The 13,330-nt window shown below is 44.6% G+C and carries 10 protein-coding genes; 7 read left to right on the plus strand and 3 right to left on the minus strand.

Annotated features, from left to right (window positions below; translation table 11 throughout):
* Position 1: 1 nt before the first annotated feature.
* From AC3B6P_RS00720 to AC3B6P_RS00735, 4 genes are read left to right on the plus strand one after another with little or no spacing between them, the layout of a single operon-like run.
* Positions 2–1,468: a hypothetical protein gene (locus AC3B6P_RS00720; protein ID WP_489804250.1), complete on the plus strand. Its 1,467-nt coding sequence runs from the start codon at positions 2–4 to the stop codon at positions 1,466–1,468.
* Positions 1,465–1,866: an HAD family hydrolase gene (locus AC3B6P_RS00725; protein WP_489804251.1), complete on the plus strand. Its 402-nt coding sequence runs from the start codon at positions 1,465–1,467 to the stop codon at positions 1,864–1,866. Before AC3B6P_RS00720 ends, AC3B6P_RS00725 begins: the two co-directional genes overlap by 4 nt.
* Before the next feature lie 2 nt (positions 1,867–1,868).
* Complete coding sequence (locus AC3B6P_RS00730) at positions 1,869–2,621, plus strand: glycosyltransferase family 2 protein (RefSeq protein WP_489804252.1); 753 nt, start codon at positions 1,869–1,871, stop codon at positions 2,619–2,621.
* 31 nt (positions 2,622–2,652) lie between these two features.
* Positions 2,653–4,677: a hypothetical protein gene (locus AC3B6P_RS00735; protein WP_489804253.1), complete on the plus strand. Its 2,025-nt coding sequence runs from the start codon at positions 2,653–2,655 to the stop codon at positions 4,675–4,677.
* Positions 4,678–5,171: 494 nt separating this feature from the next.
* On the opposite strand, the gene typA is transcribed toward AC3B6P_RS00735, so the two are convergent.
* Positions 5,172–6,992 (minus strand): translational GTPase TypA, encoded by a 1,821-nt coding sequence (gene typA / locus AC3B6P_RS00740; protein ID WP_489804254.1) that lies wholly within the window; start codon positions 6,990–6,992, stop codon positions 5,172–5,174.
* A 119-nt stretch (positions 6,993–7,111) separates the two neighbouring features.
* Between typA and queF the strand changes: the two genes are divergently transcribed.
* Positions 7,112–7,600 (plus strand): preQ(1) synthase, encoded by a 489-nt coding sequence (gene queF / locus AC3B6P_RS00745; RefSeq protein ID WP_489804255.1) that lies wholly within the window; start codon positions 7,112–7,114, stop codon positions 7,598–7,600.
* Between the two features lie 5 nt (positions 7,601–7,605).
* On the opposite strand, the gene AC3B6P_RS00750 is transcribed toward queF, so the two are convergent.
* Positions 7,606–8,817, minus strand: coding sequence for an outer membrane beta-barrel protein (locus AC3B6P_RS00750; protein ID WP_489804256.1), 1,212 nt, complete (start codon positions 8,815–8,817; stop codon positions 7,606–7,608).
* Between the two features lie 292 nt (positions 8,818–9,109).
* On the opposite strand from AC3B6P_RS00750, the gene nhaA reads away from it, so the two are divergent.
* Positions 9,110–10,468, plus strand: coding sequence for a Na+/H+ antiporter NhaA (gene nhaA, locus AC3B6P_RS00755; RefSeq protein ID WP_489804257.1), 1,359 nt, complete (start codon positions 9,110–9,112; stop codon positions 10,466–10,468).
* A 558-nt stretch (positions 10,469–11,026) separates the two neighbouring features.
* Positions 11,027–11,770, plus strand: coding sequence for an SDR family oxidoreductase (locus tag AC3B6P_RS00760; protein ID WP_489804258.1), 744 nt, complete (start codon positions 11,027–11,029; stop codon positions 11,768–11,770).
* A 42-nt stretch (positions 11,771–11,812) separates the two neighbouring features.
* On the opposite strand, the gene AC3B6P_RS00765 is transcribed toward AC3B6P_RS00760, so the two are convergent.
* A complete protein-coding gene (locus AC3B6P_RS00765) occupies positions 11,813–13,303 on the minus strand; it encodes a peptide MFS transporter (protein WP_489804259.1) in 1,491 nt (496 codons plus the stop codon).
* Positions 13,304–13,330: the final 27 nt, after the last annotated feature.

Raw genomic sequence — 13,330 nt, forward strand, 5'->3', positions numbered from 1 at the left:
TATGTCACATAATATGATTGTCATCCTGGATGACAGGGTTCCTCCCCCTTCTGAAATAGAATCAATTATAGGAAATGTTTCTTTTTCAAAAATAGTTCGGCGTAGAACACATTTTTGGAAAGAAATCCGTTCAGCAGCAGAACAGGCACATGTTGACTTCTTAATCATTGATACAGACAAAGCGGCTCAAGCTCTGGCAGATGATATAGAACTCTGTAAAAATAAGAAATTTTACCTTGTAATACCTTCCTGTATCGCACCACTTCATATGGAAAAGCTTGCATTGATTATTGAAAAATCAGCTTTTGCGTTAGGAACAACTTTTTTGGCATCAGTGAGTCGCGATTCCGCTCCTATAGTTTTAAAAATGGAAGATGCTATTATATTTTTTCGCGCCAGAAATATGGAAGAACAACGCAATATCCTTCTCCAACTCGCTGAAAATGCCCCTGTTATGGTTGATCATCTTAACATGGTGGATATTCGAGAGCCTAAAAACCTGTTCCGGTTCTTAGAAGGGTCAACAGAAACACGATATTTCAACCAAAGCTCCACAGAAAAAGGTATTTTTCGCAAAAGTTCATCTGATATCACCAAGATGGAAGCTGAATATAAATATTTCCATATCGCCCCTGAGGAAATGAAACGCTTTCTTATCCCAACATTCGATTTTTGGAGAGAAGAAGGGAAAGCAGGATACTCAATGGAATATTTATCCATCCCCGATGTGGCAATCCAGTTTGTTCACGGCGCCCTCCAACGCGACGATTTAGAGTTATTACTTGATTGTTTTTTCGCATTTCTTTCTTCTCGTAAGAAGGGAGAAGCAAACCGGGAAAAGACGATATCTGCGGGCCGAAATCACATTTTGGGGAAACTGGACGCCAGAATCGAACATTTTCTGACAATGAAAGAAGGAAAGACATTAGACACGATCCTTCAGGCATCCGGTCCACGAGGCGGTATTCGGACCATGCAGGCAGCAGCAACACCCTATATTGAAAAAGCAATCAGATCCTTCCCAGATCCCCATCTCGTATTCGGCCATGGAGACCCTTGTTTTTCAAACATCCTGTTTGACAAACGATTAGGACTTATGCGTCTCATCGACCCACGCGGAGCCATAAACCTTGAATCTGGATTGATGCACCCTCTCTATGATATAGCCAAATTCAGCCATTCAATTGTGGGCGGCTATGATTTTATTAATAATGATCTCTTTAACTGTAATTTCAATGATACACTTACATTAGACTGTCATCTAGATGCAGGCGGTCCACCCAATTGGGCCAAAGACGCCTTTCTGCGACGATTGAACGAAGCTGAAATTGATATAGTCTCTGTACGGGCCATTGAGCTTTCTCTTTTTCTCTCAATGTTACCCCTGCATGCCGATAGACCAAAAAAACTAGCCGGTTTTGCATTAACGGCTGCCAGGATTCTGAACGATCTGGAGAAAATAGCATGATTGGTAAAGACAAAGTTCTCGTTGTAGATATTGATGGCACATTATGTGACATTAAATCAGGAGGGTGTGACTATGCTGATGTCGCCCCTGAACCTCGTATAATTGCACGTCTCAGACAAATGCATGCTGATGGCTGGCGCATTGTACTCAATTCATCACGAGGCATGCGATCCAATAACGGCAATCTAGGCCAAATTACCAAAACAGTCAGCCCGACATTGCTGGAATGGCTGCAACGTCATGATGTCCCTTTCGATGAACTACATTTAGGTAAGCCATGGCCGGGCACAGAAGGCTTTTATATTGATGATCGTTCAATTCGTCCCAGAGAGTTTGTTGAAAATGACATTGATGCTATAAAAGCACTCATTGCTCGCGACCGCATAGCGCAGGGGTAAACATGACCGGTATCATGGCGATTACAATGGCTGGAATGGGATCTCGCTTCACAAAAGCAGGCTATACCGTACCAAAATATGAAATTGAGGTCCTTGGGCGTCCGCTCTTTGACTGGTCTATGCTCAGCCTGACAGCCTTTCGCGACCAGAAATGGTGTTTCCGTTTTGTCACGCGTAAAGATACCGGTGCAAAGCCTTATATTATGGAGCGTTGTCAAAAACTGGGCATCATTGTGGACCAGATTATTGAGCTAAATGACGTAACAGATGGTCAGGCTACGTCCGCTCTACTCTTAACAGAGCAGGCAAACAATGAGCTTCCCTTTGCGGTTTATAATATCGACACCTACGTTACTCCCTCTCTCATGACTCCTCCAGATCCATCTACCTGTGATGGTTGGATTCCTTGTTTTCGAGCCCCAGGAGATGGCTGGTCATTTGTGAAACTTGATCATAAACAGACCGTAACTGAAGTACGTGAAAAAGTTCGTATCTCTGATTTCGCAACATTAGGGCTCTACTGGTTTAAAAGCATTCAGCTATATCGCACCACATATAAAGAGCATTTCGCACGTCCTGATGGGATAGAAAAGGGTGAACGCTATATAGCCCCTATCTATAACCGTTTAATTAATGATAACAAAAAAGTAACTATTACAGACATTCTCCTTGAGGAAGTTGGTATGCTAGGCACGCCAGAACAGGTGGAAAATTTCCTTCACTCGCCACCTACTTCTGTAAAAGAATATATTTAATTTCTTATAATAGTCATTTAATGGTAATAATATGTCTATCGTTTACAGCAAAAAAAAATTTATAAAATTATTGTCTTTGATTATTTTTATCATTATCTCCATATTAGAAATCCCCGCCTGGTATACACCCGATAATACAGAAATATTTTCACGTTACGGTACAGACGCGTCATCTGGTTCGTTTTATAATCCAGATCTGACACATTTTCAAAAAAATCATGACCCAAAAGCAATTATATTCGATCAAAAGCTAGCATGGAACAGAGGCACGTCTGGAAATGGATTGATAAGAGTTGAACGTGATGGTCAACCTCTTGTGGCATTTGAGCATTACGAAAAAAACATTTTTTTTAAAATATTGCCAGACGATAATATATGTCCTCTAAATATAAATGTTTCATCCTTTTCCTGCATAAAGATCAAACAACCTGGCTTACTTCTTAATCATACAGGTTCTGATCCTTGGTGGTCCACACGACTAGTAGATCCAAATGTAGGCATTAAATTTCCTATAAGATCTTCTTCAGAAGATGAGCTTTTTATTACCTCACGAAATCATTTAAAACGTAATTTTATTGTTAAAACACATAATGGTTTGAATATAATTAATTTAAGAAAAATTTCAAAAATTAGAATTAATTTAATTATTTCAGGAATTATATTTTCGGCTCTATGTGCTTTTGTTTTTTTTCAAACGGCAATCAATTACAAGAATATTGTTAACACAGTTAAATCAGTGTACTTGTTTGCGATACTTATTATAGTTCAAGTTATATTCCAATATATATCTGTATTTCCAGCAATTTTTTCTGCAGATTTTGTAATAGCTAAACCTTTAATTAAGGGTTTTACGATTTGGTACTCTTCTGCATATATGATAGAACAATATATATTTTACCCTCTATTGCCACTATTTATTCAGTTTCCACAAGTTATTTTGTATATATGTGTTAGTATTTACTTGTGTTCTCATTTAATTAAAATAAAAAACGGTAAATATTGGTTGACTTTATATTTTTTCGTTCAACTATTAAGTCCAACGATGTTTGCTATGCTATTTGTTCCACAGCGGATCTATAGTGCTGCAGAAATTCTTTTTTCAGCCTTTATTATAATAGGCGTACGTTTAAGCCAAAACCGGACTCCAGGGAAGCTTGGATACATAATGCTTGTTAGTGCTGCGCTTATGCGCCCTGAATATTGTATATTTGTTATATTTTCTATAATATACGAACTTTATAAAACCAGGAAAATAATTAGCTTATCACTTTTAATAACAAAAATTATTTTAGTATTTTTTATTATTAATATCATTGTACCAACAATAATGCATAAAGATGTCCATAGTATTACAAGAAACTATAAGCTTATGAGCATGTTAGACATTATCAGACCTTATATTAATTGTAAGACATTAGAGCCAGAAGATATCAGTTTATTTTCAAGTATAGGTGGTATAGATTCATATTGTAACTTTACAGAAGATAAATTTTATTGGGGAAAAGTATCTAAAATTGATCAAAAACAAGTTAATATTTTCTATAAGAACATAAAAAAACATCTAATAAAAGATATTATAAATGATCCACGTCCAGAAATAATTAGAATCTCAGAACGCCTTACCAAATTATCTTTATGGCCTACATATGAAATCTTTGATCGTTATCAAAACAAGAATTTAATATTTATTGATGATCATAAAAATTTTCATATAAGACCAACATATTATCCTCTCTTTGCGGATACGTTAGATTTAGTCAAAGATTATAAATGGCAATCATTTTTCTCAGCAAAAATAACAAATTTTTATTATAAAATGTCTGTACTTTTTCCTATGGGTATTTGGGTATGCTTTTTATTATTTATTGTTCCTTTTATAATCAGAAAAAGGACCATAATTTTTATAAACTTCACTGTTATATCTATTCTCATAACCTGTGCTTTTGCATCACCAACATCTGTGATTAATTCATACTTAATTTTGGCATGGGTTTGGGGCATATTGGTTTTACCTCTTTATGCACTGATCTATCAGAAAGCGGTAAAAACTTCGTAAGGATAAAATTTTATGTTGTCTGATCTTTATTCTTTTCGAAATTAAGGAAACTAAGCAATATCCTTATATTAATGAACGTGATGTGCTGCAAAGCTACTTTCTACAGACGATAGACGATTATCTGCAATCAACTCTAAACTGACACTTTTTGATCAGTCACTTGCCTAATCGGGTAATTGTCTTTTTCTTAATATGACACTTTTATTTCTACGTATTGTTTCTTCATTACTATTTGAATAACACTACAAGAAATTAAAGGTAGTTACGTAGGTATTTTATTACTTTATAAGAAATATAGCTGTAAGAAAACTTAGAAAATATGTTACCATTTTTATAATCTGTTTATATGTAAATTGTATAAAAGATATTTAGTGAATTTCTATCGCTTAGGCTAACAGTACCTGGGTTGATAGTTTTTTACCTTTTTAAATGTATCATATTAGGGCATAAAAAAAGGCCGGGAAATATCCGGCCTTTTTCGTATCAGCTTACCTTTAGACTTCTTTACTACGCGCTGCACGCTTGCGTTCATGCGGGTCCAGATAGCGCTTTCTGAGCCGGATTGCTGAAGGTGTCACTTCAACCAGTTCATCTTCCTCAATATAAGCAATGGCCTGTTCAAGGCTCATTTTGCGAGGAGGTGTCAGAAGGAGCGCTTCATCCTTACCAGCAGCGCGCATATTGGTCAGCTTCTTTTCACGCACAGCATTTACTTCAAGGTCATTCTCACGGGAATGTTCACCGAGAATCATGCCGGTATAAATCTTTTCACCTGCACCAACGAACAATGTGCCACGATCCTGAAGAGAGAACAGAGCATATTGTGTGGTCACGCCATCTTCAGCAGAAATCAGGGACCCATTGCGACGCCCTTCAATCGGACCTGCATAAGGCATATAGGCATGGAAGAGACGGTTCATGATGCCTGTGCCGCGTGTATCAGTCAGGAATTCATTATGATAGCCAATAAGACCACGTGAAGGAATCAGGAAGGTCAGGCGCTGCTTATCCCCACCAGAAGGACGCATATCCTGCATCACACCCTTGCGCAGAGACATTTTCTCAACGACAGCCCCTGAGAATTCCTCATCAACGTCGATCAGCACTTCTTCATAAGGCTCTTCACGCTCACCGGTCTCAGGATTCTCGCGGAACAGCACGCGAGGGCGTCCGATCGTCAGCTCGAAGCCTTCACGACGCATGGTTTCAATCAAAACACCGAGCTGAAGCTCGCCACGTCCGGCCACTTCAAAAGCTTCGCTTTCAGGGCTGTCAGTGACCTTAATCGCAACATTGCCCTCTGTTTCCTTGAACAGACGGTCACGAATCTGGCGTGACGTAACCTTTTTCCCTTCACGACCGCCCAATGGCCCGTCATTGATACGAAATGTCATGGACAATGTTGGAGGATCAACCGGTGTCGAGGACAAAGGCCCTTCAACAGCAGGATCAGCCAATGTATCAGGAATGGTCGCTTCAGAAAGACCGGCAATCGCAATGATGTCACCTGCTTCTGCCTCGTCAACAGGCACGCGGTCCAGACCACGGAACGCGAGCAATTTGGTTGCACGACCGGTTTCAACGATATCCCCGTTTGGCGTAAAGACGCGAATCGGCATATTCACCTTTGCACGTCCCTGCTCAATACGGCCTGTCAGGATACGACCAAGAAAGTTGTCGCTCTCCAAAATTGTGGAAACCATGGCAAATGGCTTGTCCTTATCCAGTCCTGGAGAAGGCACATGGCTCAGGATCAGGTCAAAGAGAGGAGCAAGATCCTTTCTGGCGCCTTCCAGCTCTGTATCAGCCCAGCCCTGACGACCAGAGGCATAAAGCATGGGGAAATCAAGCTGTTCTTCATTGGCATCCAAAGCGGCAAAAAGATCAAAGACCTCATCATGCACTTCATCTGGACGCGCATCGCCACGATCGACCTTATTAACAACCACAATCGGACGCAGGCCACGTGCTAACGCTTTGCCGAGCACAAATTTTGTTTGTGGGAGAGCACCCTCAGCAGCATCGACCAGAATCACGGCCCCATCAACCATGCTCAGGATACGCTCGACCTCACCACCGAAATCGGCATGGCCTGGGGTATCGACGATGTTGATGCGTGTATTTTTCCAAACAACTGATGTGCATTTGGCCAGAATGGTAATACCACGCTCACGCTCCAGGTCATTATTATCCATGGCGCGCTCAGCGACATGCTGATGCTCATGAAAAGAACCTGATTGCTGCAGGAGCTGGTCAACAAGAGTGGTCTTCCCATGATCGACATGGGCGATGATGGCGATGTTACGAATATCCAAGGCGATCTTCCAGAAAACAACAGATTAAAGACAGAAGTTAGGTGTGTTCTGCACTGATTTCGATTATTTTGCAAATAATACCCGCATTTTAAACTGAAATTAAGGTCGGATTTCACCCCATGTCTTCTGCTTCCTCCTCTGATTCTCCTCACTCCCAGCCGGATAACCTCCATCTTCTGGGGCGCCAGTCCGCGTTGCCTTCTTCCCCTGAGGACGCCGTTCTGGAACGCGTACCCACCCCTCATAAGGGGAAACGCTATGTAGTCCGTTTTACAGCGCCTGAATTTACGTCGCTTTGCCCCGTAACCGCGCAACCGGACTTTGCTCATATCGTTATTGATTACATCCCGCGGGACTGGATTGTCGAAAGTAAGTCTCTCAAGCTTTTTCTGGGCAGCTTCCGCAATCATGGTGCTTTTCATGAAGATTGTTCTGTCACTATAGCAACCAGACTGGTTGAACTGCTCGACCCTGAATGGCTGCGTATCGGTGCCTATTGGTATCCCCGCGGCGGCATTCCTATTGATGTTTTCTGGCAGACAGGGACGGCCCCGCAGGATGTCTGGATTCCCTCACAGGATGTCCCCGGCTATCGCGGCCGCGGTTAACCACCTTAAAATCCTATCGTCGCGTCTCCTCCTATGAGGATACGTGACTGATGGTGAAAATTATCAAAGACTTTTGTGCCATTCAAACTACGATCAAAACGGATTTCAGGACGGATCTGGAATGTCTTGATCCCATGTCCCAGATGCGGGCTCCAGACTGCATTGAACGTCAGGTCACCATAGGTCGTCGCTGAAGCTCCATAACTGCTGTTATGATGCCCCAGAAGAGCACGTGCATAATCACGATTCCCGGGAAACTGAGCAACAAACATGCCTGAATTGTCACGGTAAAGTTCCATACGGGCATTGAAGCTCAATGTATCAGTCAGCTTATATTGTCCCCAGACCACACCGCTCCAACTCTCTCCCAGAGCTTCATCATGCAGAAATGTTGTCTCAGCTGTCACGCTCCATTTAGAAGCAATTTTCCATGTCAGATTCAGATCATTCCAGAAACGCTGCGCTGATTTTGCATGCTTCCCAAGCAAGTCCACAGCATTTTCAGGTCCGATTCGAAGGATATCGGTAAAACTGACCTTTCCTCCCGCAAGGTCATGACCATTAAACCCCACATAACCTGACGGACGGCCATTATTATTGCCTTTACCAAAGGACATCTGATTGCCTGCATCAAGGCCAAACAATACGTTGTAATGTTCTGCAACATGCCACTGGAAATACCCTCCAAGAAGCTCAAAAGGCACAGCATATTCAGATGTATAGGCCAGCGTGTAAAAAGAACGCGCCGCAGCATCCAGCACTTCCACCCCCATAGGCGAAGGAAGAATCCCGATCTGTCCATCCAGCCCATCCTTTGTCAGCCAAGGCATGTGGAGAGCAATGTTCGCTGCTGTCGGTGTCAGCTGATAACGCTTATCAATCCATTTATCCGAAATACCGGAGATACCATAAACACGGGCATCAGACCCATAAAGAAGCTGAAAATTGAACCCCAGGCCATAACCTCCTCCAATAGGGTCAACCGGCTTTGTTATATTTAAAAGGATCTGGTTCAGAAGTGGCTCATCACTATGAGAGGAAAGAAGCTGACCGAAATTCATGCCGTTCCGGGGATGGCCTGTATTGGCCATAATGCCCCCTTCAATCTGCAAGCCGAGATCAATATCCGAAAACCAGTTTTTCGCTTTATTTTCCTGCCCTGTCTGCACAAGCTTTTCCTCAGCTTGCGCTGATTTATACAAGCAGACGTCTGTCATAAAACTGACCGTCAGGATCGTAAGAACATACGTCTTTCTCCGTCGGATACTCTTCATGGCCCACCTAATTCGTTGCGATAACGAATCATTATGAGCACACCATTATCGCCAAGGCAATATGGTTCGACTCCGAAATGATAATTTCGGAAGTAAAATCAGAAAATTCCTGAATTTATTTCAGGATGGTCTGCATTTTATTCATGATGTAGATATAGGGTTGGGTGTTAGCTGCATGTCGCAGTGAGAACAGGTTCATGCGTCGGTCGGGCCGCCACGCGGAGTTTTGACGACCATGAACCGCCACACCACGCGGCACGATCTGCCGCGCGCCCAACTTCTGGCCGAACGCGCCTTCGCCACCCTCGAACGATTCCTACACATCGAGGCCGCCAGCGGCATCGTGTTGCTGATCGCCGCCGCCGTGGCGCTGATCTGGGCCAACTCATCATTTGCCGACAGCTATCACGCGCTTTGGCACTTGCCTGTATCGCTGGGCATCGGCAGCTTCACATTCTCGCAATCGCTGCACTTCATCATCAACGATACCTTGATGACCGTTTTCTTTTTGGTCGTCGGCATGGAGATTCGCCGCGAAATCCATGAAGGTGCCTTGAGCAGCCTGCGCCAAGCCAGCTTGCCAATCATGGCCGCCTTGGGTGGCGTCATCGTGCCGGCGCTCATCTATCTGGGCTTGAACGCCGAGCCGTCGCGGCTTCATGGCTGGGCCGTGCCCACGGCCACCGATATTGCTTTTGCGGTGGGCGTGTTGGCGCTGCTGGGCCGAGGCATTCCCTCGAATATGCGGGTGTTCCTGCTGGCCCTGGCGATCATTGACGACATCATCGCCGTGCTCATCATCGCGCTGTTCTATTCCGGCGGCCTTGACTGGCACGGCTTCCTCATTGCCGGGCTGGGCATCCTGGCCGTGCTCGGATTCCAGCGCATGGGCATAGGTTCGGCCTTCGCCTATGTGTTGCCTGGGGCAATCATCTGGATTGGCCTACTGATGACCGGCGCGCACCCGACGTTGGCCGGTGTTGTGCTCGGCATGATGACGCCGGTTGTGTCACGGCCTATGCGCGAGCGCCCGCTAGATATGGTGACGAACGCGGCGCAAAAGCTACGTGACCATGACGATGCCAAAGGAGCGCATCACCTAGCTGTACCGCTTCGGCAATTACGATTGGCCCAGCGTGAGCTGCTGCCGCCCGTGGTGCGCGTACAGATGACCCTGCATCCCTGGGTCGCCTTCGGCATCATGCCCTTGTTCGCATTAGCCAATGCTGGCGTAAGCATGGACGGCATCGACCTGTCAGCCGCTGGCACGCAGTGGGTAATGGCCGGCGTTGCGCTCGCATTGGTACTCGGCAAACCGCTGGGTATTGTAGGCATAAGCTGGTTGATGGTGCGTATGGGCTGGTGTCAGCTACCGCCCAACATATCATGGAGTGGAATTGCGTTGATCGGCATATTAGCGGGCATCGGCTTCACCATGTCTATCTTCATCGCCATGCTCGCATTCAAGAACGAAGCCTTACTTAGTGCAGCCAAACTCGGCATGCTGGCCGGGTCACTGATAGCTGCCATACTAGGGCTGGCCTGGGGTATTTTATATCGACGTACAAATAAAACCGCCTTGACAAAAACATAGGCCAAAATTTCATCCTTTTTGTAAGTCAGGTTATCCTATGCCAGGGATACGAGCCAGCATGTCTAAAAACGCCTCTCATCTTTTGTCAGATCACTACCCGGTTTTGCGTGACCGATTTCCCAACACACCTTGGCCCATTGTGTTTCGAGCTCGAAATAGCTGTGTCTTGGATACCCTGGTATCTTCTCGTAGTAATCAAAAATTTTTCCGTCTGGTGCTCTGACTACCGCTGGATGGGGAGGCCTTTTATCACGGTCACTCCACGCCTGACCATGACTTCTGCGCGCTGAGACCACCTGGTCTTTCTCTCTTTCTGCAATTCAGAAATCAGATCAAAGTTCTTTCTCAGAAAAACATACATTCATGTCCGCAATCCACATCGCAGCAAGCTTTATCTTCTATCTTAAAGAATGAGTCCTGAGCCTAGACTCTTCCTGGAACATAAGCCTCACTGAAATAATAGTTCTCATTGTACAATCAGCGTTCTATCCTGTTCTCGCTCATCGTTTCCGGCAATTCTTCAGAGGAACTGGAACATCTTCAAAAGGAATTATCATTATGATTGAGGATAAAGTCGTCATAATCACAGGCGCCTCATCAGGCATTGGTGAGGCAACGGCGCGGCTTCTTGCGCAGCAGGGCGCAAAACTCGTTCTTGGTGCCCGCCGTGAGAACCTGCTGAAAAAAATAACCTATGAAATCAACTCTGAAGGCGGTACGGCTATTTATGCGGTGCTTGATGTTACAAAGCCGGAAGATAATCAAGAGATCGTCAAGCTTGCCCAGGATACATTTGGACGGTTGGATGTTATTTTCCTCAATGCTGGCATTATGCCAACATCACCTGTTTCTGCCTTGAAAACAGAAGAATGGAATCAGACAATTGACGTCAATATCAATGGCTTCATAAACGGCATTGCCGCGGTTATGCCAAGTTTCACCGCCCAGAAATCAGGACAGATCATCGCAACGTCATCAGTTGCGGGCCTTAAAACCTATCCGGGCTCTGCAATCTATGGTGGCACAAAATGGTTTGTGCGTGATTTTATGGAAGTATTGCGCATGGAATCCGCTATGGAGGGAACCAATATTCGCACCACAACGATTTATCCTGCGGCAATCAAGACAGAATTACTCCGTACTATTACAGACAAAAAATCTGCCGACGCTATGCAGAAACTCTATGACCAACATGCTATTTCACCTGAAGCAATCGCCAATGTGGTGGCCCTTGCCATTGATGCCCCTTCTGATACGGCCATTAGCGAATTTACAGTCGGACCGACAAATCAGGCGTGGTAACCATACCCCGGTGAAGTCCTGTTCTTTCTGTTTATCAGGACTTCATCTGCAAATTTTATGATGCAAAGCATCAAGCTTTTTTACTACAGGCAGGAAAGATGCCAGAATAACGCATAAAATGATAGCTCCCCAAAAAAGATGTTCAAAAAGAGGAGCATAGAGGGGCGCCATAACATTCTGCCTTATTGTAGAGGGCAAGGCAGCATTATTAGCGACAAGACTACCAACATACATGCCTATCCCCCAAAGCATGTAAAGAGCCCCCATCAGAACGGCATTCATACGCGCAGGAGCATATTTTGCGATAATCGACAGCCCAAGCCCGACAGTCAAAATTTCTCCAAAAGAAACAAGCCCATATCCTAAGACCATAATCCATGGAGAAACGAGATTCGTGGCTGTTTTAGCCGAAAGCCACCAGACCAGAAAGCCAAGTCCGACAAAGCCATACCCGCTTAAAATCTTATAAAAAAGGGCAATATCACGACCATTTTTAGCCCAATGTCTGTAAAGAGCAGCCAGAAGCGGACCAAAAACCATAATCCAGAAAGGATTAAGAGCGTAAAACTGCCCTGCTGTCAGGGTAAAGAGTTTGATTGATCCAATCATGAACTGACCAGACACCGCTCTGAGCGCGAAAAGTGTCAGAGACGTCTGCATTTGCTGAAAAAAAATCTGATAGGCTACAGTTTGCAGACTCAAAAGACACGTCAGAAGCAGACCGGGCCTCTCAAAAGGGGCTGCCTTGGTCATGAGAAACGCCCAGACACCCATCAGGATTACCCCTGCGCCCATAACACCGGAGCGTGCAATCAGGGGGTTAGCCAGCACCGCAATAGCGGCACCCCAGAGAATCAGCATTGCGACAATGAAAATGGCCCAGAAAAACAGCTTCTTATTACGTTTCAGCACAGGGGAAGGTGCGAAAGGTGCCAACCACGAAGAACGCGCACCATAAAAACCCAATCCGATCAGCAACCCTAGTACACAGCCACTAAAAGCGACAGATGGTCCCCATTTAGCCTGCACCCAGGGGAGTAACAGCATGGAAATGACGGAACCAACATTGATCGACATATAATAAAGTGTAAAAGCAGCATCGAGCGCTGTCTCATCAGCTGCATAGATACAGCGTACCAACGCACCCGCATTGGGCTTAAACAGGCCATTTGAGAGCGTAATCAAGGCTAGGGCGGGTAGGAAAAATATTTTTTGCTGCAATGATACAGCCAGAAGCCCGTATCCAACCGTTAATCCCACTGCCCCGATCAGAAGAGTAGGACGCGTGCCAAGATATTGGTCCCCAAGAAACCCGCCAATAATAGGCAGGCTATAGGCCAACACTGCAAACGCTCCGAGCAACAGATTGACATCAGCATCCTGCATATGCAGGGCTTGCACCATAAAAATGGTGAGGACAGCCTGCATCCCATAATAGCCAAAGCGTTCCCAGATCTCTATAGCCAGAACAACCAGGAAGGCTTTATTTCTCTGTGAGAAATCTGAAGAAGCAGGAGGCAGGGCAGAAGACATAAAACGCCTGAATCAGAAAAAAGAACT

The organism is Aristophania sp. ESL1142 (assembly GCF_058107345.1).

Excerpts from the sequence above, each read along its gene's own strand:
- AC3B6P_RS00720 (WP_489804250.1), top strand. The coding sequence starts at position 2 with ATGTCACATAATATGATTGTCATCCTGGATGACAGGGTTCCTCCCCCT.
- AC3B6P_RS00725 (WP_489804251.1), top strand. The coding sequence starts at position 1,465 with ATGATTGGTAAAGACAAAGTTCTCGTTGTAGATATTGATGGCACATTA.
- AC3B6P_RS00730 (WP_489804252.1), top strand. The coding sequence starts at position 1,869 with ATGACCGGTATCATGGCGATTACAATGGCTGGAATGGGATCTCGCTTC.
- AC3B6P_RS00735 (WP_489804253.1), top strand. The coding sequence starts at position 2,653 with ATGTCTATCGTTTACAGCAAAAAAAAATTTATAAAATTATTGTCTTTG.
- queF (WP_489804255.1), top strand. The coding sequence starts at position 7,112 with ATGTCTTCTGCTTCCTCCTCTGATTCTCCTCACTCCCAGCCGGATAAC.
- AC3B6P_RS00750 (WP_489804256.1), bottom strand. The coding sequence starts at position 8,817 with ATGACAGACGTCTGCTTGTATAAATCAGCGCAAGCTGAGGAAAAGCTT.
- nhaA (WP_489804257.1), top strand. The coding sequence starts at position 9,110 with ATGAACCGCCACACCACGCGGCACGATCTGCCGCGCGCCCAACTTCTG.
- AC3B6P_RS00760 (WP_489804258.1), top strand. The coding sequence starts at position 11,027 with ATGATTGAGGATAAAGTCGTCATAATCACAGGCGCCTCATCAGGCATT.
- AC3B6P_RS00765 (WP_489804259.1), bottom strand. The coding sequence starts at position 13,303 with ATGTCTTCTGCCCTGCCTCCTGCTTCTTCAGATTTCTCACAGAGAAAT.